The 25,847-nt window shown below is 52.9% G+C and carries 24 protein-coding genes; 13 read left to right on the top strand and 11 right to left on the bottom strand.

The window, feature by feature from the left end:
* Positions 1-28: 28 nt before the first annotated feature.
* The 6 genes from RHI63_RS05945 to petC form a co-directional block, all read right to left on the bottom strand.
* Positions 29-346: a MarR family transcriptional regulator gene (locus tag RHI63_RS05945; protein WP_302679093.1), complete on the bottom strand. Its 318-nt coding sequence runs from the start codon at positions 344-346 to the stop codon at positions 29-31.
* A gap of 93 nt (positions 347-439) precedes the next feature.
* Positions 440-1,204 carry a MinD/ParA family protein gene (locus RHI63_RS05950; protein ID WP_149817487.1) on the bottom strand — a complete coding sequence of 255 codons (765 nt, stop codon included), beginning with the start codon at positions 1,202-1,204 and terminating at the stop codon, positions 440-442.
* Between the two features lie 118 nt (positions 1,205-1,322).
* Entirely contained in the window at positions 1,323-3,059 is a 1,737-nt protein-coding gene (locus tag RHI63_RS05955; RefSeq protein ID WP_310821994.1) for an ABC transporter ATP-binding protein, read from the bottom strand.
* Between the two features lie 3 nt (positions 3,060-3,062).
* Positions 3,063-4,472, bottom strand: a complete 1,410-nt coding sequence (gene mnmE, locus RHI63_RS05960; RefSeq protein ID WP_310744953.1) for a tRNA uridine-5-carboxymethylaminomethyl(34) synthesis GTPase MnmE — start codon at positions 4,470-4,472, stop codon at positions 3,063-3,065.
* A gap of 22 nt (positions 4,473-4,494) precedes the next feature.
* Positions 4,495-5,430: a cytochrome f gene (petA, locus tag RHI63_RS05965; RefSeq protein WP_149817480.1), complete on the bottom strand. Its 936-nt coding sequence runs from the start codon at positions 5,428-5,430 to the stop codon at positions 4,495-4,497.
* A gap of 19 nt (positions 5,431-5,449) precedes the next feature.
* Positions 5,450-5,992 (bottom strand): cytochrome b6-f complex iron-sulfur subunit, encoded by a 543-nt coding sequence (petC, locus tag RHI63_RS05970; protein WP_310438386.1) that lies wholly within the window; start codon positions 5,990-5,992, stop codon positions 5,450-5,452.
* A gap of 114 nt (positions 5,993-6,106) precedes the next feature.
* Here petC and RHI63_RS05975 point away from each other — a divergent pair, with 114 nt between their 5' ends.
* The 4 genes from RHI63_RS05975 (at position 6,107) to RHI63_RS05990 (ending at position 8,033) form a co-directional block, all read left to right on the top strand.
* Positions 6,107-6,427, top strand: a complete 321-nt coding sequence (locus RHI63_RS05975) for a DUF3067 family protein (protein WP_149817476.1) — start codon at positions 6,107-6,109, stop codon at positions 6,425-6,427.
* Between the two features lie 229 nt (positions 6,428-6,656).
* The gene (gene apcA / locus RHI63_RS05980; RefSeq protein ID WP_149817474.1) at positions 6,657-7,142 is read left to right on the top strand and encodes an allophycocyanin subunit alpha; all 486 of its coding nucleotides are present in this window, start codon (positions 6,657-6,659) and stop codon (positions 7,140-7,142) included.
* 59 nt (positions 7,143-7,201) lie between these two features.
* The gene (apcB, locus tag RHI63_RS05985; protein ID WP_149817471.1) at positions 7,202-7,687 is read left to right on the top strand and encodes an allophycocyanin subunit beta; all 486 of its coding nucleotides are present in this window, start codon (positions 7,202-7,204) and stop codon (positions 7,685-7,687) included.
* A gap of 142 nt (positions 7,688-7,829) precedes the next feature.
* A complete protein-coding gene (locus RHI63_RS05990; protein WP_206201483.1) occupies positions 7,830-8,033 on the top strand; it encodes a phycobilisome linker polypeptide in 204 nt (67 codons plus the stop codon).
* A 144-nt stretch (positions 8,034-8,177) separates the two neighbouring features.
* On the opposite strand, the gene RHI63_RS05995 is transcribed toward RHI63_RS05990, so the two are convergent.
* Positions 8,178-8,513 (bottom strand): carbon dioxide-concentrating mechanism protein CcmK, encoded by a 336-nt coding sequence (locus RHI63_RS05995; protein ID WP_024125880.1) that lies wholly within the window; start codon positions 8,511-8,513, stop codon positions 8,178-8,180.
* 195 nt (positions 8,514-8,708) lie between these two features.
* The gene (tatC, locus tag RHI63_RS06000; protein ID WP_225901674.1) at positions 8,709-9,527 is read right to left on the bottom strand and encodes a twin-arginine translocase subunit TatC; all 819 of its coding nucleotides are present in this window, start codon (positions 9,525-9,527) and stop codon (positions 8,709-8,711) included.
* 312 nt (positions 9,528-9,839) lie between these two features.
* On the opposite strand from tatC, the gene mfd reads away from it, so the two are divergent.
* Positions 9,840-13,268, top strand: coding sequence for a transcription-repair coupling factor (mfd, locus tag RHI63_RS06005; RefSeq protein WP_310821996.1), 3,429 nt, complete (start codon positions 9,840-9,842; stop codon positions 13,266-13,268).
* On the opposite strand, the gene rfbD is transcribed toward mfd, so the two are convergent.
* Positions 13,265-14,158: a dTDP-4-dehydrorhamnose reductase gene (gene rfbD, locus RHI63_RS06010; protein ID WP_206201485.1), complete on the bottom strand. Its 894-nt coding sequence runs from the start codon at positions 14,156-14,158 to the stop codon at positions 13,265-13,267. The genes mfd and rfbD overlap by 4 nt on opposite strands.
* Positions 14,159-14,220: 62 nt before the next feature.
* On the opposite strand from rfbD, the gene RHI63_RS06015 reads away from it, so the two are divergent.
* On the top strand, positions 14,221-16,155 hold the full coding sequence (locus tag RHI63_RS06015; RefSeq protein ID WP_310821997.1) for an AarF/ABC1/UbiB kinase family protein: 1,935 nt from the start codon (positions 14,221-14,223) through the stop codon (positions 16,153-16,155).
* On the opposite strand, the gene RHI63_RS06020 is transcribed toward RHI63_RS06015, so the two are convergent.
* The gene (locus RHI63_RS06020) at positions 16,091-17,221 is read right to left on the bottom strand and encodes a hypothetical protein (protein ID WP_310821998.1); all 1,131 of its coding nucleotides are present in this window, start codon (positions 17,219-17,221) and stop codon (positions 16,091-16,093) included. The genes RHI63_RS06015 and RHI63_RS06020 overlap by 65 nt on opposite strands.
* A 102-nt stretch (positions 17,222-17,323) precedes the next feature.
* Here RHI63_RS06020 and RHI63_RS06025 point away from each other — a divergent pair, with 102 nt between their 5' ends.
* The 6 genes from RHI63_RS06025 to RHI63_RS06050 all read left to right on the top strand — a co-directional run bounded on the left by RHI63_RS06025 (position 17,324) and on the right by RHI63_RS06050 (position 23,618).
* Positions 17,324-19,510, top strand: coding sequence for an argonaute PAZ domain-containing protein (locus RHI63_RS06025; protein WP_310743521.1), 2,187 nt, complete (start codon positions 17,324-17,326; stop codon positions 19,508-19,510).
* 410 nt (positions 19,511-19,920) lie between these two features.
* Positions 19,921-20,229, top strand: coding sequence for a carbon dioxide-concentrating mechanism protein CcmK (locus RHI63_RS06030; protein ID WP_011056791.1), 309 nt, complete (start codon positions 19,921-19,923; stop codon positions 20,227-20,229).
* Between the two features lie 87 nt (positions 20,230-20,316).
* Positions 20,317-20,658 (top strand): carbon dioxide-concentrating mechanism protein CcmK, encoded by a 342-nt coding sequence (locus RHI63_RS06035; RefSeq protein WP_011056790.1) that lies wholly within the window; start codon positions 20,317-20,319, stop codon positions 20,656-20,658.
* On the top strand, positions 20,658-20,957 hold the full coding sequence (locus RHI63_RS06040; RefSeq protein WP_149817455.1) for a EutN/CcmL family microcompartment protein: 300 nt from the start codon (positions 20,658-20,660) through the stop codon (positions 20,955-20,957). The genes RHI63_RS06035 and RHI63_RS06040 overlap by 1 nt, the downstream gene beginning before the upstream one ends.
* Before the next feature lie 18 nt (positions 20,958-20,975).
* Positions 20,976-22,934: a ribulose bisphosphate carboxylase small subunit gene (locus tag RHI63_RS06045; RefSeq protein WP_310822000.1), complete on the top strand. Its 1,959-nt coding sequence runs from the start codon at positions 20,976-20,978 to the stop codon at positions 22,932-22,934.
* Between the two features lie 21 nt (positions 22,935-22,955).
* Complete coding sequence (locus tag RHI63_RS06050; RefSeq protein WP_206201490.1) at positions 22,956-23,618, top strand: hypothetical protein; 663 nt, start codon at positions 22,956-22,958, stop codon at positions 23,616-23,618.
* Here RHI63_RS06050 and rlmD read toward each other — a convergent pair.
* Entirely contained in the window at positions 23,601-24,950 is a 1,350-nt protein-coding gene (gene rlmD, locus RHI63_RS06055) for a 23S rRNA (uracil(1939)-C(5))-methyltransferase RlmD (protein ID WP_310744235.1), read from the bottom strand. The genes RHI63_RS06050 and rlmD overlap by 18 nt on opposite strands.
* Positions 24,951-25,079: 129 nt before the next feature.
* Here rlmD and RHI63_RS06060 point away from each other — a divergent pair, with 129 nt between their 5' ends.
* Positions 25,080-25,604, top strand: a complete 525-nt coding sequence (locus RHI63_RS06060; protein ID WP_206201492.1) for an alpha/beta hydrolase — start codon at positions 25,080-25,082, stop codon at positions 25,602-25,604.
* The last annotated feature ends 243 nt before the right edge of the window (positions 25,605-25,847 follow it).

Genomic DNA, 25,847 nt, shown 5'->3' on the forward strand with positions numbered 1-25,847 from the left:
GAGGTTTAACTGAGGAAGTGGCTCAGACTTAACCCAGCTTGTCCCAAACCGCCGCAATTCGGGGAGATTGACGCTTGGGTTGCACGCGCGGAGTCCGCCGTCCGAGTTTGACTTGGTAGGTGTCGTTGTCAACTGTCACATAGCCGAGTTGGCGAACCTCTGCGAGGGTGGCACTGACCTCTTGCGCAGACCACTGCAACTGCTCAGCCAATTCTGGCACGGTGAAGGGCGTTGGCTGGCGCATCATCAGTGTCAAGAGCGATCGCTGGCGATCGGGCAAAACCAACAAATCTGCTGGATTGAGACCCCCACCGCAAGCACTGCTAGCATTTTGACTGTCTATCATTGGCAATGTTCCTCAATGGCAGTGACTGGCAGTGGCACTCGAGAAGGATCAAAAGGATCAAAATTCAGTCAGTCTCCTTACTCCTAGGCTACCCTAATCCAACAGATGCTGCACAACACTCCTGACAACGAGACTGTAGGGATGCTCAGGGTAGCGTAAACAGAAAATATCGCTGCTCCCCAGTTGAAACATTTCTTCACAAACAGGCAAGATACCTGCAACGGGCACACCATAGGTCGTTTCCACCTGCTGCTTGAGGGAGTCCTTATTAAAGGCGCTGGGGACTTTGTTCACCACCATCACCATTTTGGGCACATCCAGCTGCCGCGCCACATCAACCGTGACCGCTGTTCCTTGAAAGTCTTGGCGATCGGGTCGCAGAATCAGCACCAAGGCATCGGAGACTGTAATCGAGAGCAGCGTTTCCTCATTCAGCCCTGGGTGGGTATCAATGAGCAAAAAGTCGAGATTCAGCCCTTGGAGCAACTGCTGAAAACCATCATTGAGCAAGCCGACATCGTAGCCTTCCCGCAGCACACGGGTAATTTCACTGGTTTTGAGGCTAGAGGGAATGAGATAGATTGCTCCTTTGGCTTGCTGGCCGTGAGCCGTAATCAGATGGCTGACATCCCGCGCCACATCAGTAATTTCACAGCGTCCCCACAGGTAGTCATTCAGGGCATGTTCCGTATCTTCCGACTCAAGGCCAAAGAGCACATGGATACCGGGGGATTGAATATCCGTGTCCACGATCGCCACCCGATAGCCCAAGGTTGCCAAGGTACAGCCCAGATTTGCTGTTGTATTTGACTTGCCTGTGCCACCACGAAAAGAATGCACAGAAATAATGCTACCCATGAGCTGTCCTCGCTGCTCTGAACAATTCAACGTCTATTTTCACATCCTGCCGTCGAGGAAACATCTCATCCCAAATTCAGAAGATAGAATCCAAACGGCCAGCCCATCAGACAAGGGGTCATTCCGCGTCTTGGAAATACTGCTGGGCGTAGAACTGGGCATAGCGGGCAGACTGGGCAAGTAGTTCTTGATGGCTGCCACTTTCAATGATCCGCCCCTGCTCTAAGACAAGAATGCGATCGGCGCGACGAACCGTGGCCAAACGGTGGGCAATAATAAAGACGGTGCGCCCCTTCATTGCCTTTTCGAGAGCACTTTGCACCAAGGCTTCCGATTCAGAGTCCAAAGCAGAGGTGGCCTCATCCAAGATCAAGATACGCGGATCGGCATAAACTGCACGAGCGATCGCCAGTCGTTGGCGTTGACCCCCAGAGAGATTAATCCCCCTTTCCCCGACCCATGTCTGATAGCCATCGGGAAACTGAGTAATAAAGTCATGGGCATTGGCGATTTTGGCGGCCTCAATCAGTCGCTGCCAATCCGGTTCAGAGTAACCAAAAGCAATATTTTGGGCAATACTGCCTGAGAAAAGAATCGTTTCCTGAGGAACAATGCCAATTTGCCGCCGCAGGCTTTTCAGGGTCACAGTTTTAATATCAATGCCATCAATCAACACTTTTCCCGCTTGGGGGTCATAAAACCGGGGCAACAGGTTAACAATGGTGGATTTACCTGCTCCTGAATGTCCCACAAGGGCAATCACCTCGCCCGGCTCCGCCAAGAGATTAAAGTCCTTGAGCACGGGACGCTCTAGATCATAGCCAAAGCACACATCTAGGTATTGCACTTTGCCAGAAATGGGGGGTAGGGGCTGCGCATGGCTCATTTCCTTGATCGTGGGTTCGAGAGCCAACAGGCCAAAGCTACGCTCCACCGACGCCTGTGCCATTTTGAGTTCATTGTAATCAGCAGAAATCATATTAATGGGTTCCATCAGTAGCGCTACTGCGGCAACAAAGCTGAGGAACTGTGGCCCTGTGAGATGACCGGCATTGATTTGCCACGCCCCCAAGATAAACAGCAGCATAATGCTCAGAGCCTCAAGAAACCCCACCACCGGGTATTGCATTGACTTAATGCGTTCTGCACGGTAGCGAGCACGACGGTTCATATCAGCCTGATGTTCAAACTGCTCTACAGCATAGTCCTCAGCCGCAAACGCCTTAATCAGACGAATCCCCGAAAAAATCTCCGTGAGGTGGGAGGCCAAATCCGCAATGCGGGCTTGACTCAGGCGCGACTGTCGCAACAACCGATTGCCAAACCAAGCGATGAGAAACGTCATCAGTGGCGCAATGATCATCGTCCCCAATGTCAGTTGCCAGTTGAGGTAGAACATATAACCAATGACGGCAACTGTGGTTAAAGTTGAGGGGATGAGGCGATGAAAACTGCTATTGACCATGACGCCAATGCGATCCACATCCTCAGTGAGGCGGTAGGTGAGATCGCCGGTCGCTGCCTTTTCAAAATAGTCCACCCCCAAACGATGCAGATGACGGTACAGCCGCACCCGAATGTCATAGACAATCCGTAGGGAAATATCGGACATTAGGACATCTTGGCCAAATTGGCAAAAACTACGACCGACAAACAGCAGCGAGGAGGCGGCACACCATTGAATCAGGCCTATCAAATCCCCTGCCCCGATGAGCTTCGCCGCTTGGCCAATGAGGTAGGCGATCGCCGGCATGGTCGAGACGTAGCCGAGGGTACACAAAAAAGCGACCAGCAACCGTCGCCGATAGGGAAGGATATAAGCAAGTAACGGCCGGTAGCTGGTATTCCAAAGCATGGGCTATTTTCCAATGCAAAAACGGCTAAAGATTTGTTCTAGCACAGACTCCGTCACCTCTTCCCCGGTTAGGGTACCAAGGGCACGAGCGGCAGCATGCAGGTCAATTGTCCAAAAATCGAGGGGGAGTTGGGCATCAATGGCCGCAAGCACATGATTCAGGGATTGGTGAACCTGCTCCAAGAGCGCGGCTTGACGTTGGTTGATGGCAAAGTCTAGGTTGGCGGCGGTAACCCCTTGGCCTTGGACAAGGTCTAAAATGGCGTCCTCGAGAGACTCAATTCCCCTTTGACTGAGGGCCGAGAGCAGCACAGTGGGAATGGGGGCAATGGGCAATGGAATATCTTGAACCTCTACGGTTTCGCTGAGGAGATCAGCTTTATTCAAAACCACCAAGACGGACTGAGGCGCTTGCTGCCGCCGCTGCTGCAGCTCGAGTTGGTCGTAAATCTCCTGATCGGCGGCTGTCCACCCTTGACTGGCATCAATGACAAGGAGGATGAGATCAGCACTGGCTGCGGCTTGGCGCGATCGCTCGACGCCAATTTGTTCGACAAGGTTATCGGTCTCGCGAATGCCGGCCGTATCAAGCACTTGGATTGGAATGCCACCCACGACCAATTGGGACTCGACAATATCGCGGGTGGTGCCGGGTAAATCTGTCACAATGGCGCGATCGCTACGGCTCCAAGCATTGAGCAGACTCGACTTACCGACATTGGGGCGACCCACAATGGCCACTTTTAGCCCAGTGCGGATCAGTGCTCCCCGTTCTGCTGTGGCCAAAAACGCTGCCACTTGGTGTTGCAGCTGGCGAATGTCCTCAGCAATGGCTGCGGGGTCAAGGGGGGGTAGCTCGTCCGTAAAATCGAGTCGCGCTTCAATTTCCGCCAAGAGGGATAAACAGGTCTGACGAATCTGCTTGAGGGGACGGGCCAGTTTGCCCGTGAGACCCGCTAGCGCTATTTGGGCTGCCGTTGTCGATTGGGCGGCCACCAGTTCGGCCACACTTTCGGCTTGGGTGAGATCAAGGCGACCGTTGAGGAAGGCGCGCAGCGTAAATTCCCCCGGCTCGGCGAGGCGTGCTCCGGCGGCGACACACAGTTGCAGCACGCGCTGGACAGGGATGAGGCCACCATGACAGTGAAATTCCACCACATCTTCGCGGGTGTAGGAGCGGGGCGCCAGCATTAACAGCAGGAGCGCTTCATCGACCCGTTCCCCAGTTTGGGGGTCGCGGACATAGCCATAGAGAATACGATGGGATTCCCAAGGCTGCTTGCCGGGGGCTTCAAATAAAGACTGAGCGATCGCGACTGCTTTGGCGCCTGAGAGACGGACAATGCCAATACTCCCTTGCTGGGGCACAATAGCCGTGGCGATCGCCACAATCGTGTCATGAAGGGATTGCACTACCGTGGGTGATAGGACTCCTTTAGAGACTCATCTCGGCGGCTTGCACTTTCTCGACCTGTTTCTTCTTCAGAACCAGCAGAATCTGCGAGAGGGTGATGGCGGCAAAGAAGACCAACAGCCACTTAATGCGGTTGGGATCCTGCAGGACAATTTCCGTATCCTTTTGCCCAAAACCACCCACATTGGGATTGTTGGTGAGGGCTTCACCCGCTGCCACCGTTTGGCCTTCACTGACAATGAGGTCAGGGCCAGCGGGAATGGTCTCTGTCACTGCTTCACCACTCTCGGGGGTGATCACCACCGCAGTACTGCCATCGGGGTTAGCGGTAATACTGGTAATCGTGCCCGCGATCGGTGCAGTAAAGACGTTATTGTTGCTCTTTTCACCATTGGGATAGACTTGGCCGCGACCGCGGTTGCCCCCAGCGTGAACGGAGTATTTACCGAAGTGGATCGATTTATCCGTGGCAGGGTTGGGGGCGAGGACGGGGAAAACAATTTCCTGATACTGCTCACCCGGTAAGGGCCCCACCAGAATAATGTTTTGCTTGTCCTCACTGTAGGGCTGGTAGTAAATGCCGCTGGTTTTGGCTTGTAACTCCTCGGGAATGCGATCGGGAGGAGCAATTTTGAAACCCTCGGGCAGCATGAGAACTGCACCGACATTCAGACCGCCCTTAGAGCCATCCCCCAACACCTGTTGCACACGGGTGTCGTAGGGAATTTTCACCACGGCTTCAAAAACGGAATCGGGGGTGACGGCTTGGGGCACTTCCACTTGGGTGGGTTTGGCGGCGAGGTGACAGTTGGCACAGACAATTCGCCCGGTCGCTTCGCGAGGACTGTCATAGCCCTGCTGCGCATAAAATGGATAGGCCTGTGCTTGCGGTGACCAAAGAAGCACACTGGCGGCAAGGGCGATCGCCAGCGTCAACGATTTGAAAAAGCGTTTCATACCACTCCCTAATTTCTTTTTACGTCCACCAAGGTTCTTTGCCCGTGCGGAAATCGGTTTCCGTCCAAGGGGTAAACACCAGTTTGTCATCTTCGGTAACCGTGGCATTCACCAGTGCCAAGGAGAGGGGAGCAGGGCCACGCACCACTTTACCTGTGTTGTCGTATTGAGAGCCGTGGCAGGGGCAAATGAACTTGTTTTCACTGACATTCCAAGGCACCACGCAGCCAAGGTGAGTGCAGACGGCATTCAAGCCGTAATTGGCAATTTGGTGATCCTCAGTAACAATCACGTAGGTGGGATCCCCTTTAATCCCTTGGGCAAGGGAGCGATCGCCCGGCAGGTGCTTCGTCAGGTAGTCGGAAACCTTAATATCGTTGCCTAATGCATCCTTGGCAACCACACCACCACCCGTGCCGCCACTGGAGGGCGGAATGAAATACTTGACGACAGGGTACAGAGCGCCCAACGCTGTACCGGTAATGGTACCAAACGTCAGCAGGTTCATAAACTGTCGCCGCCCCATATCGGGCACATCAGACATTCCAGAAACTTGAGCCATGGTTTACGCTTATTTACTAAGGAATCGAAACGAACAGCCGTAAAATAATTACGTTTGTTAACTATTATCACACTGTCCGAGCCGTCCTAGCCGCAAGGGCTGAAATTCTTGCCAATGCTGACGCCCCTCACTGGTGATGAACTCCATGCCTTGCTCCTGCGCAAATGGGGGCGCTCCTTTGACCTTCAGTTTCGCCGCGTGGGCGATCGCATCTTTTTGCAAGTGATGTGGCGTTACCTCGAGCAGGCCTCCTATCCCGATACGCCTGAAGATTATGCCGCCCACCTTGGAGCCATCGCCCAGCACCTCAATGACTGGGGCTGTGCCCAGCAAGTTTGCACCTTTATTGAGACCACCCGTGAGAAACCCCGCCTCGGCAAAGCGGTGAATATTCCCCTCAACCTTGGCACCCGCATTATCGAATGGCTGGAATAGCTGCCCTTAGCAGATTTTTGAAAAAATGTTAAGAATGTTAAAAAGGATTGCGATGATGTGGGAGATGTCCCCCCTATGCCTGAGAATGTTTGCGGAAGGTTACGTCAGCCCGTCGGGTTCATCGCCGTACCTATCTCTCCTACAGGAGTGCGGTGAATCGTAACATTCCAATGGCAAATGCCACATTATCAAGACCCTTGTTTTACAATTCCAACTTTGGAGGAACTCAATGAGCGTCGTCACGAAATCGATCGTGAATGCAGATGCCGAGGCCCGTTACCTCAGCCCCGGTGAACTGGATCGCATTAAAAGCTTTGTCAGCACCGGCGAGCGCCGTCTGCGCATTGCCCAAACCCTGACCGAAAACCGCGAGCGGATTGTCAAGCAAGCGGGCGATCAACTCTTCCAAAAACGGCCTGATGTGGTCTCCCCCGGTGGCAATGCCTACGGTGAAGAAATGACCGCCACCTGCCTGCGTGACCTCGACTACTACCTGCGGCTTGTGACCTACGGTATTGTTGCGGGTGATGTCACCCCCATCGAAGAAATTGGTTTGGTGGGTGTGCGTGAAATGTACAACTCCCTCGGCACCCCCATTCCTGCCGTGGCCGAAGGGATCCGCGCCATGAAGAACGTTGCTTCCTCGCTGCTGTCTGCAGAAGATGCCGCTGAAGCCGGTTCTTACTTTGACTTCGTGATTGGCGCCATGCAGTAGGTCGCCTCAGCATCCTTCATTGATCCATCATCCAAATCAGTTTTTGAGGAAAAAGAACTATGCAAGACGCGATTACCGCTGTCATCAACGCCTCTGACGTACAAGGCAAATACCTCGACACCGCCGCCATGGAGAAGCTGAAAGCTTACTTCGCAACTGGCGAACTGCGGGTGCGGGCTGCGACCGTGATCAGCGCCAATGCCGCCAATATCGTCAAAGAAGCAGTGGCCAAATCTCTGCTCTACTCTGACATCACCCGTCCCGGTGGCAACATGTACACCACCCGTCGCTATGCGGCCTGTATCCGCGACCTCGACTACTACCTGCGCTATGCCACCTATGCCATGCTGGCTGGGGATCCTTCCATCCTCGATGAGCGGGTGCTCAATGGGTTGAAAGAAACCTACAACTCCTTGGGCGTGCCCATCGCTGCCACTGTGCAAGCCATCCAAGCCATGAAAGAAGTCACCGCCAGCTTGGTGGGTGCCGATGCCGGCAAAGAAATGGGCATCTACTTTGACTACATCTGCTCTGGCTTAAGCTAAGTACAGCTCTCCAGTCGCACATCTGTCTGGGAGTTAGGGGTTAGAATGTCAGCCTGTCATGGCAATTGTGCTTAAACAGTCTGAGTCTGGCCTTTAGCTCCCAGACGTGTAATCACCCTACACAGATTTGGAGTCCCATCCCATGCGCATCTTCAAAATTACCGCCTGTGTGCCGAGTCAAACCCGTATTCGCACCCAGCGCGAACTGCAAAACACCTATTTCACAAAACTGGTGCCCTACGAAAACTGGTTCCGCGAGCAACAACGCATCCAAAAAATGGGTGGCAAAATTGTGAAAGTGGAACTGTTTACGGGTAAGCCGGGGGTCAACACTGGTCTAGCCTAGGTACCCCTCTAAAACTGTTTCCTAGCGATTTTGAGGCTTCACTGTTGAGATAGTTGATTGGGGGGGTGTTCCCTTCTGAGGCAATTATCTGGGCGGTGGAGCTTTGCTCATCAGAGAAGCTTTAGAGAACTTTTCCCAAGGCTGCTAAACGAGAAAACGCTCCCAGCCATCGCCATATTGGAACCGCATTTTCGGGAAAACGGCCTCTAAATTCTCGTGGGGGCGCGGGATCACCGTTGACGACAGATAGAGCGTTTTTTCCTTAGGACTTTGAGCTGGAATTTTCTTGGCGGCTTCCACACCCGCTGCAACCGCAATTTGCACTTCAGAAACGTCGCCGCGCACAATAATCGTCAGGCGAGCACCACTGACCACTTCATAGCCCACAAGGGTAACACGCGCCGCTTTCACCATGACATCGGCAACGGCTAAGGCAGGGGGATGACCCAGTACTTCTACCATCCCAAGGGCAATGGGCATGAAGACCGCTCCTAAACACAAAAATTTGTTAAAGTAATGCCATTCTTGCGATCGCGAAGGGATGCACTAATTTGGCAACATCAGCATATCATCTCTATTGAGAGCCTTGATAAGTTCGAGGGGCGATCGCGATAATTGATTTTTATCGCCAAAATCATCTTTTCTGATTGAGTCTTTTTTGAGGGTATTGCAAGTTTAAGCCTCAGAACGCCCCACCCCCATCAGCTTGGCCAAGCCAATCCCCGTAAAGTAGAGGGCAAGCAGAGCACCCGCCAACAGTCCTTGAGTAATCGGATCAATGGAGGGGGTCAAAACCGCTGCCACGGCTACGGCAATAATCACCACGTAGCGCCATTGGCTGAGCATTTGCGGGATGGAAACAATGCCGAGGGCAATGAGTACCAACTGGAGAATCGGGACTTGGAAGGCGAGGCCGGTGGCAAGGAGCAATAGCAAAATAAAATCCACATAGCGATCGATCGACCACAGTTGCTCAACCACATCTGCCCCATAGTTAATGAAAAAGCCAAGGGCTGCGGGTGCCAAGAGGGTATAGGCAAAGGCCAAACCGGCAATAAAGAGAATGGATGAACCAAAAACCACCGGTGCCAGCAAGCGTTGCTCACGTCGTGTCAATCCCGGCAGGATAAAACGGATGGCTTGGTAGAGAATCATCGGCGTCGCTAGGAGGATGCCACTGTAGGCCGCCGCTTTACAGGAGACAAAAAAGTACTCCCCCGGACTTAGTTGCAGGAATTTCGCACCATGGGCTGGTTTTTCAAGGAACTGAATGATCCAGCGGACTTGGGTAAAGCAAAGAACAATGGTGACAGCAACAGTGCCGAGGACAACAAAGAGCCGCTGTCGCAACTCCTCAAGGTGATCCCAGAGGGACATTTCCACTTCATTGGGCAGTTCATCCTCAGGGTCAATGGGGTCGCTTGCCTCAAGGGTGCTGTCAACAATCGCTGAGGATTCTGGAGCCGGACTCTCAATATCGGGCGATCGCGTCATTCAATCTCTGCAATTCCTACTCTTTCACAATTATGAAGGAAGTGCCCACGGGGTTCCACCCTCTCTTCAGCAGTGATGTAGCTCTTTTTACAGGGATGGCACACACTGAAAACAGCCAAAGCGGCTACCAAACAGGAGCATCCCCCCTTCTTTACCCCCTAATTGTCGAAAAGCGCTTTAGCTAGAGTTTTCTGAATCCTTGTCCTGCTTTTTACAATGATAGGAGAGCGTAAGAATTATAATGCGTTAGCGCTGCCCCAAGGGGTCGCAATTCAATTCTGAAGTCTTGATCACCTGCACTGACACTCGTCTATGTCCTTAATGGCAATTCCCCGCAGTTGGGGTAAGCTGCCGCTGACGGCTGAACTGCTCAGCAAATTACAACACCAACGGGAACTGATCCTCACGGGGATGCCCCGCCTTGTCAAGGGCTTTGTGGCCACCACATTGGCGCAGCAGAGTCAGCAATCGCTGTGTGTGATTACTTCCACCTTAGAGGAGGGGGGACGCTGGGCGGCGCAATTGGAACTCATGGGTTGGGAGGCGGTGCTCTTTTACCCGACATCGGAGGCCTCTCCCTATGACCCCTTTGACTTGGAAGCGGAGATGGTCTGGGGGCAACTGCAAGTTCTAGTCGAGAGCGATCGCCCCAATATTGCAATTGTCACCACGGAACGGGCACTGCAACCCCATTTACCCCCACCAGAGCAGTTTCGTGCCGCCTGTCTAACTTTAGAGGTGGGTCAAGAGCACTCCCTAGGGGAAGTGGCCACCGCCTTGGCAGCCCTTGGTTATGAGCGGGTTTCTCTCGTGGAAACGGAAGGCCAGTGGAGTCGGCGCGGCGACATTGTGGATATTTTCCCCGTCTCGGCGGAGCTACCGGTGCGCTTGCAGTGGTTTGGCGATGAGATTGAGTCCATTCGCGAGTTTGATCCGGCCAGTCAACGCTCCCTACACACCGAGGGCGATCGCCTTGATGCCCTTGCGCAGGTAACCCTGACGCCCATTAGTTTTACTCCCCTGATTGCCCAAGCCCTGCGGGCAGCAGATCACGCCCATCTCATTTCAGAGGATCAAGAGGGATTGCGGCGCTATCTGGGGGTGGCTTTTCCGCAACCGGCTTCGCTCTTGGATTATTTGCCTGCCCAAACCCTCATTGCCGTGGATGAGCCGCCCCTCTGTGCTGCCCATGGCGATCGCTGGTATGAGCACAGTCAAGCCTACTGGCAAAGCCTTGAAACGCCACCCCCCCCCATTCATCGTCCGTGGTCAGCCAGTGCCCAAGCCCTCGAGCGGTTTCAACGGGTGCACCTCTACGAACTGGCCAGTGAGGGACTCGGTCTCAATTTATCAGCACGGGCGGTTCCAGCCATTCCCCACCAATTTGGTCGCTTGGCGGCAACCCTGCGGGAGGAACGGGACAAGGGGTACACCGTGTGGTTGGTCTCTGCGCAGCCGAGTCGCTCTGTAGCCCTGTTGCAGGAGCATGATTGCCCCGCCCAGTTTGTGCCCAATCCCAAGGACTTTCCGGCCATTGATAAGCTGCAACAGCAGCGACTGCCCATTGCCCTCAAGGCCAGTGGTCTAGCGGAAATTAGTGGCTTTATTTTGCCTACGTTCCGCACGGTGCTGGTGAGCGATCGCGAGTTCTTTGGCCAGCACAACCTAGTCAACCTTGGCTATGTGCGCAAACGCCGCCGCGCTGCTGCCAAACAGGTGGATCTCAACACGCTTCAGCCGGGGGACTACGTCGTCCATCGCCAACACGGCATTGGTCAGTTCCTGCGCCTAGAAACGCTAACGATTAACAACGAAACCCGCGAGTATCTCGCCCTGCAATATGCCGATGGCATTCTCCGCGTTGCTGCCGATCAACTCAACAGCCTCTCCCGCTACCGCAAACAGAGCGATGGCGTTCCCCAACTCAATAAGTTAACGGGCAACACTTGGGAACGTACCAAAGCCCGGGTGCGTAAGGCCATTAAAAAAGTAGCGGTGGATCTGCTGCAACTCTATGCTCAACGTGCCCAACAACAGGGCTTTGCCTTCCCTCCAGATACACCGTGGCAGCAGGAAATGGAGGACTCGTTTCCCTATCAGCCCACTCCGGATCAACTCAAGGCCATCCAAGAGGTTAAGGCCGATATGGAGAGCGATCGCCCCATGGATCGGCTGGTCTGCGGTGATGTTGGCTTTGGCAAAACCGAAGTGGCCATTCGTGCTATTTTCAAAGCCGTGATGGCAGGCAAACAGGTGGCCGTTCTTGCCCCGACGACAATCCTAACGCAGCAGCATTACCACACCCTCAAGGAACGCTTTGCCCCCTATCCGATTCAAGTGGGGCTGCTCAACCGTTTCCGCACCGAGAGTGAGCGGCAAGAGATCCTGCAAAAGCTGAAAACGGGCGAAATGGATGTTGTCGTGGGCACCCATCAACTCCTGAGCAAAACCGTTAAATTTCGGGACTTGGGGCTACTGGTGGTGGATGAGGAACAACGCTTTGGCGTCAACCAAAAGGAGAAAATCAAAGCCCTCAAAATCCAAGTGGATGTGCTCACCCTCAGTGCAACGCCAATTCCCCGCACCCTCTATATGGCCCTGTCGGGGGTTCGGGAGATGAGCCTGATCACCACACCACCCCCCTCGCGGCGCCCGATTCAAACCCACCTTGCCCCCTATGACCCAGAAACGGTGCGCAGTGCGATTCGCCAAGAACTGGATCGAGGCGGTCAAGTCTTCTATGTCGTGCCGCGGGTTGAGGGAATTGAGGAGGTAGCGGCAAAGCTGCAAGGGATGGTGCCCAGTGCTCGTATTCTCATTGCCCACGGTCAGATGGCAGAAGGAGAACTGGAATCCACGATGCTTGGCTTTAGCAATGGTGAAGCCAATATTCTGGTGTGTACGACCATCATTGAGTCCGGCTTGGATATTCCCCGCGTCAATACGATTTTGGTGGAGGATGCGCAGCGGTTTGGCTTGGCACAACTTTATCAACTGCGGGGTCGGGTTGGCCGAGCGGGCATTCAAGCCCATGCGTGGTTATTTTACCCCCGCCAAGAGGTGCTGACTGAAGCGGCACGCCAACGACTGCGGGCAATTCAGGAGTTTACCCAACTGGGATCGGGCTACCAACTGGCAATGCGAGACATGGAAATTCGCGGTGTGGGCAATCTCCTAGGGGCGGAGCAGCACGGTCAACTGGACAGTGTTGGCTTTGATTTGTATGTGGAACTGCTCGAGGAGGCGATCGCTGAAATTCGTGGCCAAGAGATTCCCACCGTTGACGATACCCAAGTGGATCTCAATGTCACTGCCTTTATTCCCGCCGACTATATGCCCGATTTGGAACAAAAGATGGCCGCCTACCGTGCGGTGTCCGCTGCAACGACAAAAGAAGACTTGATGCAATTGGCGGCAGAGTGGAGCGATCGCTATGGGGCATTGCCCAAATCAGTTCAGCAACTGCTGCGGGTTGTGGAACTCAAACAACTGGCACGGCAGTGTGGCATTAGTCGCATTCGTCCCGAAGGGAAGCAGCACGTCATCCTTGAAACCCCGATGGCGGAGCCAGCATGGAAACTGCTCCTAGAGCAACTGCCCACCCATCTCCAAAATCGGTTTGTCTATAGTCAGGGCAAAATTACCGTGCGGGGTCTAGGGACGCAACCGGTGGAGAAACAACTGGCGCAACTCATCGACTGGTTCAGCCAAATGAAAACAACCGTTGCGACAACCCCCTAAAGCACGGATTGCGGATCTAGTTGGTCTAAAAGGGGCTGAAGAACCGCTTCCCAAGGGGGGAGGGGAGTCCCCAAAACCGCCTCCAACTTCTCGCAGTTGAGGGTGGAAAAGGCGGGTCGCTTGGTCGGTGTCGGATACTCACTGCTGGGAATCGCCTCTAGGGTGGCAGTTGCATAGCCCTTGGCACGCAGGTGATCAAAAATTTTTACCGCAAAGCCATACCAACTGGTACTGCCGCGGGGCGTCAGGTGATAGAGACCGCTCAAGGAGGGATCCGCCTGCCAGCGTTCCAGCAGTTGATAGGTGACTTGGGCAATGAAGGGGGCAGCCGTGGGCGTACCGATTTGATCGGCAACGACCCGAACCACAGGACGGGTTTGAGCAAGGCGAACCATGGTGCGCAAAAAGTTCTTGCCCCGCAGGTCATACACCCAACTGGTGCGCAAGATCAGGTGGGCGGGGTGATGGGTGGCGATCGCCTGCTCTCCTAGCCACTTACTATAGCCATAGGCATTGAGGGGGGCAGTGGCATCGGTTTCGCGATAGGGTCGCGACTGCGTACCAGCAAACACATAATCCGTCGAGTAGTGAATCAACAACCCTCCCAAAGAGGCCATCGTTTCTGCCAAAAGACCCACAGCTGTGCCATTAATCCGTTGTGCCCGTTCCGGTTCCTGTTCCGCCTGATCCACGGCAGTATAGGCCGCCGCATTGATGACCACATCGGGGCAAAGGGTTTTTACTAGGTTGGGAATGGCCTCTAAATCTTCCAAGTCCAGTGTTACGGCAGTGCCTTGGCGAGCAATGGGAATGACTTCTACCCCTTGGGGAGCCTGCTGCACCAATTGCCAGCCCACCTGCCCCGTTGCCCCCAAAATCACTAGCCGCATTTTCCGCCCTCCCTGATGATGAACTGATTGTTAAAATACTTTAAGAGTTTGCGCGACTGCCCATGAATACGGCAATTGTCCCCAGTGATTCCGCGCCCCAAGAGATTGCGATCGCGGCTGAAACCCTTCCCAATGATCCGGAGACCTTTCAACCCTATGATCCCGTGGCCATTGGTGCCTACTACCGGCAGCGACCTTTACTGGTCTTCAGTCGCTGGTTGCGGATTCTCTGGCCAGTGTTTTGGCTGCTCTTTAACCGTTGGTGGGACAGGGTCACAGGCCAAAGTAAACAAAATCAACACCAGCGAGCGATCGCCCTGCGGGAAACCCTCACCCGCCTTGGACCAGCCTATATCAAAGTGGGGCAAGCCCTCTCCACTCGTCCGGATCTCTTGCCAGCGGTCTATTTGGAAGAATTAACAAAACTCCAAGATCAGTTGCCACCCTTCCCCAATGAAGTGGCCTTTCAGTTTATTGAGGAGGAACTGGGCGCCCCCCCCAGTGAGCTTTTTGCTGAACTGAGTGATCATCCCATTGCGGCTGCCTCCTTGGGACAGGTGTACCGGGGCAAACTCCACAGTGGCGAAGAGGTGGCCGTCAAAGTCCAGCGTCCCGGCTTGGCAGAAAGTATCACCTTGGACATTTACATTCTGCGGGGGGTGGCCTATTGGGCAAAACGCCTGATCAAGGAGATTCGCAGTGATTTAGTGGCCATTCTCGATGAATTTGCTGGTCGCCTCTTTGAGGAAATGGATTATACCCAAGAGGGACGGAATGCCGAACGCTTTGCCCGTCTCTATGGCCACCTCACCGATGTCTATATTCCCAAGATTTACTGGAATTATACGCGGCGGCGGGTGCTCACCATGGAGTGGGTGACGGGGGTCAAACTCAACCAACCGCAGCAAATTCAAGCCTTGGGGATTGATCCGCGCTACATGGTGTATGTGGGGGTGCAGTGCTCCCTGCGGCAGTTGCTCGAACATGGGTTTTTCCATGCTGATCCCCATCCAGGGAATCTGCTGGCCATGCCTAGCGGCAAATTGGCCTATCTCGACTTTGGCATGATGAGTGAGATTGCCCCAGAGCAGCGCTATGGCTTGCTGAATGCCATTGTCCACATTGTTAACCGTGAGTACGAAAGCCTTGCCTACGACTATGTTCATTTAGGGTTCCTAACCCCCGATACAGATCTGGAACCAATTATTCCGGCGCTGGCCTTGGTCTTTGAGGATGCCTTGGGGGCGAGTGTCTCGGAACTAAATATCCAACGCATTTTCGATCGCCTGTCAGAGGTGATGTACGAGTATCCCTTTCAGGTGCCTGCCTATTATGCCTTGATCGTGCGATCGCTCCTGACCATGGAAGGGATTGCCATGGGCGTTGACCCCAACTTTAAGGTACTCAGTGCCGCCTATCCTTACATTGCCAAACGACTGCTCACGGATCCTGCCCCAGAGCTGCGCACAAGTCTCACGAACCTGCTCCTCAAGGATGGTCAATTTCGCTGGACGCGCCTAGAAAATCTGCTGCGCAATGCCCGCGAGAGCCGTGACTATGACTTTAATGTGGTGCTGGAGCAGGCTTTAGATTTTCTCTTTTCGGAGCGGGGAGTGGAGTATCGCGATCGCCTAGCGGATGAAATTGTCAAGAGCCTTGACACGTGGGCACGGACAACCATAGGGCAATGGAACTTGGTGCAACTCTTACCCCTCGTCACCCGTCCCGTACCGGCAACGGCAAGTTCTAATATCGTCAGTGAAGCCAATGCCCTAGAGCATTTGCGCCGCATTTTCAGCATTTTGCAGGATACCCCCGGCTTTGACTGGGGCAAGGTGATGCCGGCAATTCTGCGGATTATTGTGCGCCCAGAGGTACAGCAAATGGGTCAGCGTATTGTCAACGGCCTCCTGCAACGGGCGATCGCCCGCTTTATTCGGGAGATGTTGCTGGCGGACTCGCAGCCCGCGCTTCAGACGACGAGTTTGTCTCGCTAGGTTCTGGGGATACGGGCGGTGGCGCTTCTTCAGTGGGTGTGGGTGTTGGTGAGGCTTCACTCGCAGGGGATGGTCTAGCCTCTGGTTTTGGTGTTGGTGGTGGCGTTGCCGGTGCTGGCATAGCAGGCTGTGGTCTTGGGGTGGCAGCAGGTTGCTGACCTCGGCACACTTCGGGGCGATACTCAAAAGCAAAGGTGAGCGCTAAGGCTTGGTACTGCCCTGTGGCCTCAAAGGATTGCTGACGTACCCGTTCTAGGGCGGCTTGATCGAGGAGTGCAGAACCACTGCTGCGAATAATCTGGGGATTGCGGGTGAGCAAACCCGTTTCGGGGGCGGCATTGGCAGGCAGCAATTGCCCTTGGGGAGTGACCACCACCGCAACGGTTGTTTCCCCCTGCAGGCGATCGCCACAGGCCTCTTGGGGATAAAAGTCCGTGATCCGCTGGGCTAAATTCACTTGTAGATTCGTCGTATTGAGGGTCAATCGCGTTTGATTAAACCACCGCGATAACGCTGCTGCCGCTTCGCCTTCTGTGGTTGCTAGGGGTTCTTCAGGGGTGGGTTCAGGCGTAGGCGTCGGTGAGACGAGTTCCGGCGCAACGGCCACATCCTCATTCGGGGTTGTCGGGATAACGGGTAAGGGGCGGGCGGGCGGGGGCAATTGCCATAGCGGCGGCAAAGGTTGCAGCGGTACTGGATTGGGTAGGGGCGGCAGTTCCGTCAGCGGCGGCAAGGGGGGCAGGGGTGCCAAGGGGGCAAAGGAAAGAGGGGGTGGCTCAATGCCTGTAAACGGTAGAGGCGGTGGTGCGGTCGTGGCAAGGGGCGGCAGTTCCGTGGGCAAGAGCGGTTCAATCGAAGGTAAATCCGCTTCGAGTTCCGGAGAAAGGCTGACCAAGGGCACCAGTTGATCACTGGCCAACTCTGGCGGTGTGGGTTCGGGCACCCGCACAAAGGAAAGAATCACAGCGTGCAGCAGAATTGAACTGGCGATCGCCAGCCGTGTTGGCTCCCACACCGGCCACTGGGAAACCCTTTGCCAAATGGGTTGCATTGGTAGCCGCAGCACCCCAGATCCTCCACACCTACCATTTATGACAATTGTATCTCGGCTGCTTAAATTTGTAACAAGACTTGCTATAATCATCCACATTTACATTCCCTGTAAATCATGTTCGCCCAATTTCCAGAAGTTGAAGTTATACTCAATCGTTTTTTTGTGAAAAATCTGACTCAACAGGATCTCAGATTTTATGAATACCAATGCCAATTTACTCAAGTGCCAGAGGAAGGTAGCGAGCAAAAAGCCCTTTCCAGCGTTTGCTACAAACTAGGTGTAACTGCTGTTCGACTAGGGAACCGCATTATTACAAGGCAGCCTATTGATACTAGTAAGATGCAAACTCAGGGTTGGCAGTTACAGCAAATAGGATGTAGAGAGCTGAGTTGTCAAAATGATCACGAAAGGCAGGCACTGGAATCCTTTGAACGCAAAATCCTAGAGTGCAAATTAAAAGAAAAATTTAACAAAACCAGAATTGAAAAAGATTACGAAGTCGGATTGATTTGGTGGATTCCTGCTGAAGAAGGGGTAGAAAAAAGGGGGGATGGCTGGGAAGTACATAGAGGTAGAGCAATCAACGTTAGAATTGAGCCAGATGGAAAATTATACTTGGAAATTGATATTCATCATCGCTTTTATACTCCATTTACACTTGAATGGTGGCTCAACGAATACCCCGATATTCAGATCAAGTACGTCAGAAATACTTACGAAGATAAAAAAGTTTGGATTCTTGAAGATTTTTCGAATAAAAGTCCAAATGACGTAGAAATAAAAGAACTCGGAATCAGTTTAGCGGATTACCACCGTCGAAAGGGTGCATCTGAAGAAGAAATAAATGAATCACGTATTGTAATTGTTAGAAAAACTAGTGACTATAAAGCTAAGCCAGTATATCATCTATCTCAAAGACTATCACCAGTTCTCACAGTGGAAATTTTAGCACAAATTGCTGAACAAGGCAGAGAAAAAAGTGAAATTCAAGGTGTGTTTGACTGCATTAGGAAAAACATTAACCTGCGTTTGTCGGAATCCCAAAAAACAGCCGAACTCATTTTCAAACACATCTATAATCTTAGTTGTCAACCAGAGCCGATCAAAGTTAACGGGTTTGTCATGCCTCGCGCAAAACTATTAGCTCGCAATAATAAAGAAATTGACAAAACAGCTAAAATTAGCTCCTTTGGCTGTGCAAAAATTGGTGAAAAGAAATTTGGTTGCCTTAATCTTTCTGATGATAAAACTGAATATCCAGAAGAAGTACGCAAATGCTTACTGGAAATAGCGAAAAATAGTGGCACCCAGATACAAATAGACTCCTATTTTACCAAAAGCGAATACCCGGAAGGTTATCTGGCTCAACAAAGATTCTGGCAGCAATGGGCTGCTCAAGAAATTAAAACTGTCTTAGTGGTGATGCCTTGGTCACCCAATGAAGAAAAACAGAAATTGCGAAATCAAGCATTAAAAGCAGGTATAGCAACTCAGTTTATAGTGCCAGTTAATGTAAATAATTATAAATCTCTCAATGTTTGCCTAGGGCTGTTGTGTAAAGCCAAGTGGCAGCCTGTCTATCTAAAACCATTAGATCATCCTGAAGCTGCTGACTTGGTTATCGGTTTTGACACAGGTACAAATGGAAGACTGTACTATGGCACTTCTGCTTTTGCAGTTTTAGCCAATGGTCAAAGCTTGGGTTGGGAGTTACCACATGTGCAACGGGGAGAAACTATCTCTGGCCAAGCAATTTGGCAAGTTGTGTCTAAGCTAGTGCTTAAATTCCAAGACAATTGTCATTCCTACCCTAAAAAGATACTACTGATGCGTGATGGCCTTATTCAAAAAGGGGAATTTGAGCAGACAATTGAAGAACTAAATAAAAAAGATATTGCTGTCGATATTCTCAGTGTCCGTAAAAGTGGCTCAGGCAGAATGGGACGTGAGATTTGTTCAACTGATAGCAAAGTAACCTATCAGGACGCTGCAGTGGGTACTGTTGTCTTGTTCGAGGAAACGAACTCATTTATTTTACAAAGTAGCGAGGAGGCAAGCAAGAAAAAATATGGAGGCAGTGCTAGACCGTTGCGCGTTGTGCACACCCATGGCAAGACCCCTTTAGAACTACTGGCTTTACAGACCTATCATTTGACTCAATTGCATCCTGCTAGCGGATTTTGCTCTTCTCGACTGCCTTGGGTACTGCACCTCGCCGATAAAAGTAGCAAAGAGTTTCAGCGCATCGGTCAAATCAGCGTTTTACAGAATATTGATCGAGAAAAGTTAATTGCTGTTTGATAGAACAATAGATTTTAATCTAGCAAAATACAGGGCAACATTGAAATACCTTATGCAGTCTGCCCAAACAGCGGCAGAACCCTCTTAATCGAGCAATCAATCTATGAGAAGGTAACCAGTTTTAGATAAAATTCTATGGATTAACTGATTCATACTCACCTGCCTTGAGCTGAAATAGGGGTCAAGGGCTTAAAATTAGGTTTGATAATACGAGAAACTAGAAAATATTATCAATCATTATATTGTCAAAAGAAACCCCTGACCCTATGCTTGTTTTAGAAATAATGAGGACGGTGATTAACGTTACGATAACAATCGGCTATCCCGTCATTATTTTCTGTAGCGATCGCTCTGATTGCAACTCTAGCTTTTGTACTGCTTACCCTTATTCTAATTAGGAGAGCTTACTCATGCCAATTGCTGTGGGAATGATTGAAACGCGCGGATTCCCCGCCGTCGTCGAAGCAGCAGACGCAATGGTAAAAGCCGCTCGGGTCACCCTTGTGGGCTACGAGAAAATTGGGAGTGGTCGGGTCACCGTGATTGTGCGGGGTGATGTCTCCGAGGTGCAAGCCTCAGTGGCTGCCGGGGTCGATTCTGCCAAACGTGTCAATGGCGGCGAGGTACTGTCTACGCACATCATTGCTCGTCCCCACGAAAACCTTGAGTACGTATTGCCCATTCGCTATACCGAGGCAGTGGAGCAATTCCGAAACTAAGGGGTTTGGCAGTTGGGTGGAGTTTTCAGTTGCATCGCTTATCGATCCTCTAGTTCTTAACTTGTCTGACGTTTAGGAGTTATTACAATGGCAATTGCCGTCGGTATGATTGAAACCCTTGGTTTCCCCGCAGTGGTGGAAGCCGCAGACGCAATGGTGAAAGCCGCTCGCGTTACCCTTGTGGGCTACGAGAAAATCGGCAGTGGTCGGGTCACCGTGATTGTCCGTGGTGATGTCTCTGAAGTGCAGGCTTCGGTGGCGGCGGGGGTCGAAAACGTGAAGCGTGTGAATGGGGGTCAAGTGCTCTCCACCCACATCATTGCACGTCCCCACGAAAACCTCGAATACGTCCTGCCCATTCGCTACACCGAAGCGGTGGAACAATTCCGCGAAAGCGTTAGTGGTATTCGTCCGATGGGTCGCCCATAGTGAAAATCGCGCGAGTGTGCGGCACCGTTACCAGTACTCAAAAAGAAGACACCTTAACGGGAGTCAAGTTTCTCGTCTTGCAATATTTGGGTGAGGACGGCGAATTTTTACCCGACTACGAAGTGGCTGCAGATACGGTGGGTGCAGGACAGGATGAGTGGGTATTGGTAAGCCGAGGCAGTGCCGCCCGCTGTATTATCAATGGCACCGACAAACCCATTGACGCAGCCGTTGTCGCCATTATTGACACCGTAAGTCGGGATAATTATTTGCTCTACAGCAAACGTACCCAGTATTAGCATTGGAGACTTCTCCCTATGGCGGTTCAAAGCTATGCGGCACCTCCGACGCCGTGGTCTAGGGATTTAGCGGAGCCAGAGATTGCCCCCACGGCTTACGTCCACTCCTTTAGTAACCTCATCGGCGATGTCCGCATCAAAGATTATGTTCACATCGCACCCGGCACGTCCATTCGTGCCGATGAAGGAACACCCTTCCACATTGGCTCCCGCACCAACATCCAAGATGGCGTTGTCATCCACGGCCTCCAGCAGGGACGGGTGATTGGCGATGATGGCCAAGAGTATTCTGTCTGGATTGGTGACAATGCCTCAATTACCCACATGGCGCTGATCCACGGCCCTGCCTACATTGGTGATGGCTGTTTCATTGGCTTTCGTTCGACGGTCTTTAATGCTCGGATTGGCGCAGGCTGTGTGGTGATGATGCATGTCCTCATTCAGGATGTGGAGATTCCACCGGGAAAATATGTGCCCTCAGGAATGGTGATCACGACGCAGCAGCAAGCCGATCGCCTGCCGAATGTGGAAGAGTCGGATATTCACTTTGCCCAGCACGTGGTTGGCATCAATGAAGCACTGCTATCGGGGTACCACTGTGCTGAGAATATTGCCTGTATTGCCCCGATTCGGAATGAACTCCAGCGTCAAAAAGACCCACCCATCCTACACGTTGAAACGCTCACCGGGGAAAAGAACACTATGACCGCAGATTATGGGACTCATGTCCGCCAATTGTTGCAGCAGGGATACCAAATCAGCTTGGAATATGCCGATGCGCGGCGGTATCGTACGAGCTCTTGGCAGAGTTGCCCGACGTTGACGGGGCGGCAGGAGTCTCAAGTGATGGCGGCGATCGCCCAACTCCTCAAGGAACACGAGGGTGAGTATGTACGCCTGATCGGTGTTGATCCCAAAGCCAAGCGTCGCGTTTTCGAGGAAATTATTCAACGCCCCGGTCAAGCTGCTGTGACTAGTTCTAGTAGCTATCGTCCTAGCGCAACCGTGAGTGCAGCCCCAGTGGGTTCCTTGGATGCCTCCGTTGTGGCTCAGGTGCGGCAGTTACTTCAGCAGGGCTATCAAATTGGCACAGAGCACGCTGATGCTCGCCGCTATCGCACTAGTTCTTGGACTAGCTGCGCCCCCATTCAATCCAAAGAGGAACGGGAAGTGCTCGCCGCCCTTGAGGCCTGCCTCCAAGAACATGCAGGGGAATATGTGCGCTTGATTGGTATTGATCAAAAGCAAAAGCGGCGCGTCCTTGAGCAAATTATTCAGCGACCCGATGGCGCGGTGGCGATCGCCACAAAAGCAGCAACCCCAGCGGCTACTAGCCCTGTCTCCGTCAGTTCGGCCAGCAATGAAACCGTTCTCAGCGCCGATCTCCTGAACCAAATTCAAGACCTGTTGCGCCAGGGCTGCCAAGTCACCACCGAGTATGCCGACCAGCGTCGCTTCCGTACCAGTTCTTGGCAAAGCGGCATCAAAATTACCTCAGCGCAGCAGCTCAATGACCTCAGGGCCTTCCTTGCCGAGCACCAGCGGGACTATGTCCGCCTCGTAGGTGTCAATCCCCAAGCCAAACAGCGGGTACTGGAAACGATTATTCACCGCCCCAATGGTAAAACCGCCAGCAATGGCAGTAGCACCCGTGGTCAAGGGTTCGCACCGCGCCCAACCGCCTCTAGTCAAGGGAGCACTAGCAGCCACAGTCTCAGTCAAGAGGTGGTTGAACAAGTACGGCAACTGCTACAACAGGGCTATACCCTCGGCCTAGAACACGTGGATGCCCGTCGCTACCGCACCAACTCTTGGCAAAGTGGCCCCCGCATTGAGGCCAAAAATCTCAATGAAGCCCTTGCTGCGATTCAGGCTTGCCTCCAAGAATACAGTGGCGAGTACGTGCGGCTGATTGGCATTAATCCTGCCGGTAAGCAGCGGGTGGCCGAAATCCTGCTCCAACAGGCTGCTAAGTAGCCCTCCCTGTGAGGTGCCCCAATGCCCCTGCCGCCTTTAGCCCTGCCCCCTTCACCTGCGGTTCGCATTGTTGGTGATGTGGTGGTGGATCCCCAAGCCGTTTTGGCACCCGGGGTGTTGCTTTGGGCAGAAGCAGGGGCTTCAATTCGCATTGCCGCAGGTGTCTGTATTGGTATGGGCAGCGTCATTCATGCCCACGGCGGCACCATTGAAATTGGCGAAGGGGTCAACATTGGCGCGGGCGTGCTGCTGATTGGGGCAGTGACCGTTGAACCCCATGCCTGTATTGGCGCCAGTACCACCGTGATGCAAACAACGATTCCGGCTGGTGCTGTGGTGGCCGCTGGTTCGCTTCTTGGTGATAGTAGTCGCCGTTGGCAGCCCCCCACAGAAACGAGTCCCCCCCAAGAGAGTGCCGTTTCCTCTGAGGATCCTTGGCAAGAGCCATCAACAACTGCCGATACTGCAGAGAATTCCACGCCAGAGCAGCAGGAGTCTACAGCCTCTCCCTCTAGCCATCAGGAAAGTCCAACCGCCGCGCCACCAGAGACAAGCACTTCGCCAACAGCTAAGACCAGCGTGGTCTATGGCCAAGCCTACGTTAGCAAGATGTTTGCCAAAATGTTTCGCGTAGAGCCAATCCAACCCACTGGGGAGAATCCTGCCCTAGGAAGTAGTCAGTAAAGCAACCGTTTCTACATGGGCTGTTTGCGGAAACATATCGAGGGGCTGAATTTTGGTTAGTTGATAGGCACCGGTAGCGCAGAGGTGAGCCAAATCCCGTGCCAAGGTGGCAGGGTGACAACTGACATAGAGAATGCGCGGCGGACGGTGGCGGAGAATCGCCTCAAGAACGGGGCGATCGCACCCTTTGCGCGGTGGATCAAGAATTAGCACATCCACGGCCTGATCGGACTGGGGTAGCCACTCTTCTGCTCTGGCACAGAAAAAACGAGCATTGTTAATACCATTGTGTTGGGCGTTGGCGATCGCCTGTTGTACCGAAGCAGGATGCACTTCCACACCAATCACTTCAGCGACAGCGCCGGCAAGGGGTAGGCTCAGTGTCCCGACTCCACAGTAGAGATCGACCAGTCGTTCGTGACCTGTTGGGGCAATCCACTCTCGCAGGGTGCTAACCAGTTGCTCCGCTTGCGCCGTGTTGACTTGAAAAAAGGTGGTCGAAGCAATCTGAAACCTCACCCCTGCCATCTCTTCCCAAAGGTACGATCGCCCCGCCAATACCTGGGTCTCGTCACCAAAGATGCGATTTCCCACTTGATGATTGAAGTTGACACAGACCCCCACCACCCCTTGAAACTGCTGTAACCAACCTTCTGCCTCTGCCTGCAAGCCAGCGGGTAATGCCCCCGCAAGCACGAGGGTAATGAGCTGCTCCCCGGTACGCTGACCAATGCGCAAGCCCAAGTGGCGCAACCCCGGTTCATGGGTCTGCTCGTTGTATATCGGCCAAGGTTGTAACGCTTGCTTCAGGGCAGCCAAGAGCGGATTGAAGCGCGGATCTTGCACGGGACATTGATTCAGGTTTACTAGGTGATGGGAGCCTTTTTGGTAATAGCCCGCAACCACGGTACCATGGCGGCGACCGAGGGGGTACGTCACTTTATTGCGATAGCCAAAGGGGTTAGAGGCAGCCAAAATCGGTAGGAAAATTTGCGGTTTCAGATGAGCAATGCGAGCGATCGCGTCCTTCACCAGTTGTTCTTTGGCCGCCAATTGCGCCCCATAGGCCACCCGCTGCCACTGACAGCCGCCACATTTATCCGCCACAATACAGCTTGGCCGCACCCGCTGCTCTGAGGGTTGCACCACCTCCAAGACCTTGCCGTGGGCATATTGCCGCTTGACATGGGTCAGTCGCACCCGCAGGCGATCGCCCGGAACCGTATCCGCCACAAAAACCACCCGATCCTGCCAGCGTCCTACCCCCTCCCCCGTGTGGTTCAAGGAGTCAATTGTTAGCTCAATGGTGGCGCCCTGCTGCCAAACGCTCATCAATTTACGTCTAAGCCTACTAAACGTTAGGGATAAGTTAAGGAGAGCCAGCAAGCTCTATTTTCGCTGCTATACTGCTAGCGGTGCAATCCGACGTTTGTACTGAAGTGATTTTGGAGTCGATCCCCTATGCTGAAGCGTCTTTCGCCTTGGTTACTGGCACTGGCACTACCCGTGGGTGCCCTTTTCACCACCCCTGCCAAAGCAGCTAACTTTGTCTCCCTCACCTATGGTCCTTTTCAGCGCTCCTTCCCGATGTCGGAGCTAGAGGAATTTGTGTCCACTCAAGAAGCTACGGGAGAATTGCGAGCATTGATGCGGATGGTTTCCAAAGATGACCAAGCCAAGCTCCTTGAATTCTTGGGTATGCGGCTGCCCTTTAATGTTGTGCAAACCAATAAAATTTTGAGTAGTCCCATTGGCAAAGATTTACTCAAACAATTTTCTCAGGTCACGATTCGCCGCGATAAAGCCGGTGAAGTGGCTCTCCGTGGTGCCATGCTCACTGCCGCTGCTTCTCCGGAAGGGTTGAGCATGATGTCGTTTTTGAAAAACTATCCTGCTGAAACCATCAACCTTGATTTGCGCAAGCTCAACCAAATGCTCAAGAAACAAGATGGCATTATGAGCATGCTCGGGAAACTGCGCCCATAGCGCTAGACGATTGACGAAGAGTTAAAATTAACGATTCCAGTGCAGGGGCAAAGAGGCTCCTGCATTTTTTAGCAATCTACCAAAATTCGCCGTAGTACTCCGTCTATACCGCAAAGCGGTTAGGTGGTGGTGAGGTGGCGGGCGACTGCAGGGAGCAGTCACTCAATCTCAGCTTGTTGCTGGACATATTGAGCTGGCACCGAACATCGGGCGCGACTAATAGCTATAGTCCACTCATGCTCA

The sequence above is a fragment of the Thermosynechococcus sp. GLH187 genome (assembly GCF_031583395.1).
Taxonomy (GTDB): domain Bacteria; phylum Cyanobacteriota; class Cyanobacteriia; order Thermosynechococcales; family Thermosynechococcaceae; genus Thermosynechococcus.

What these genes read in the sequence shown, in the direction of transcription:
- RHI63_RS05945 (WP_302679093.1), bottom strand. Translation starts at nt 346, where the DNA reads ATGATAGACAGTCAAAATGCTAGCAGTGCTTGCGGTGGGGGTCTCAAT.
- RHI63_RS05950 (WP_149817487.1), bottom strand. Translation starts at nt 1,204, where the DNA reads ATGGGTAGCATTATTTCTGTGCATTCTTTTCGTGGTGGCACAGGCAAG.
- RHI63_RS05955 (WP_310821994.1), bottom strand. Translation starts at nt 3,059, where the DNA reads ATGCTTTGGAATACCAGCTACCGGCCGTTACTTGCTTATATCCTTCCC.
- petA (WP_149817480.1), bottom strand. Translation starts at nt 5,430, where the DNA reads ATGAAACGCTTTTTCAAATCGTTGACGCTGGCGATCGCCCTTGCCGCC.
- petC (WP_310438386.1), bottom strand. Translation starts at nt 5,992, where the DNA reads ATGGCTCAAGTTTCTGGAATGTCTGATGTGCCCGATATGGGGCGGCGA.
- RHI63_RS05975 (WP_149817476.1), top strand. Translation starts at nt 6,107, where the DNA reads ATGCTGACGCCCCTCACTGGTGATGAACTCCATGCCTTGCTCCTGCGC.
- apcA (WP_149817474.1), top strand. Translation starts at nt 6,657, where the DNA reads ATGAGCGTCGTCACGAAATCGATCGTGAATGCAGATGCCGAGGCCCGT.
- apcB (WP_149817471.1), top strand. Translation starts at nt 7,202, where the DNA reads ATGCAAGACGCGATTACCGCTGTCATCAACGCCTCTGACGTACAAGGC.
- RHI63_RS05990 (WP_206201483.1), top strand. Translation starts at nt 7,830, where the DNA reads ATGCGCATCTTCAAAATTACCGCCTGTGTGCCGAGTCAAACCCGTATT.
- RHI63_RS05995 (WP_024125880.1), bottom strand. Translation starts at nt 8,513, where the DNA reads ATGCCCATTGCCCTTGGGATGGTAGAAGTACTGGGTCATCCCCCTGCC.
- tatC (WP_225901674.1), bottom strand. Translation starts at nt 9,527, where the DNA reads ATGACGCGATCGCCCGATATTGAGAGTCCGGCTCCAGAATCCTCAGCG.
- mfd (WP_310821996.1), top strand. Translation starts at nt 9,840, where the DNA reads ATGTCCTTAATGGCAATTCCCCGCAGTTGGGGTAAGCTGCCGCTGACG.
- rfbD (WP_206201485.1), bottom strand. Translation starts at nt 14,158, where the DNA reads ATGCGGCTAGTGATTTTGGGGGCAACGGGGCAGGTGGGCTGGCAATTG.
- RHI63_RS06015 (WP_310821997.1), top strand. Translation starts at nt 14,221, where the DNA reads ATGAATACGGCAATTGTCCCCAGTGATTCCGCGCCCCAAGAGATTGCG.
- RHI63_RS06025 (WP_310743521.1), top strand. Translation starts at nt 17,324, where the DNA reads ATGTTCGCCCAATTTCCAGAAGTTGAAGTTATACTCAATCGTTTTTTT.
- RHI63_RS06030 (WP_011056791.1), top strand. Translation starts at nt 19,921, where the DNA reads ATGCCAATTGCTGTGGGAATGATTGAAACGCGCGGATTCCCCGCCGTC.
- RHI63_RS06035 (WP_011056790.1), top strand. Translation starts at nt 20,317, where the DNA reads ATGGCAATTGCCGTCGGTATGATTGAAACCCTTGGTTTCCCCGCAGTG.
- RHI63_RS06045 (WP_310822000.1), top strand. Translation starts at nt 20,976, where the DNA reads ATGGCGGTTCAAAGCTATGCGGCACCTCCGACGCCGTGGTCTAGGGAT.
- RHI63_RS06050 (WP_206201490.1), top strand. Translation starts at nt 22,956, where the DNA reads ATGCCCCTGCCGCCTTTAGCCCTGCCCCCTTCACCTGCGGTTCGCATT.
- rlmD (WP_310744235.1), bottom strand. Translation starts at nt 24,950, where the DNA reads ATGAGCGTTTGGCAGCAGGGCGCCACCATTGAGCTAACAATTGACTCC.
- RHI63_RS06060 (WP_206201492.1), top strand. Translation starts at nt 25,080, where the DNA reads ATGCTGAAGCGTCTTTCGCCTTGGTTACTGGCACTGGCACTACCCGTG.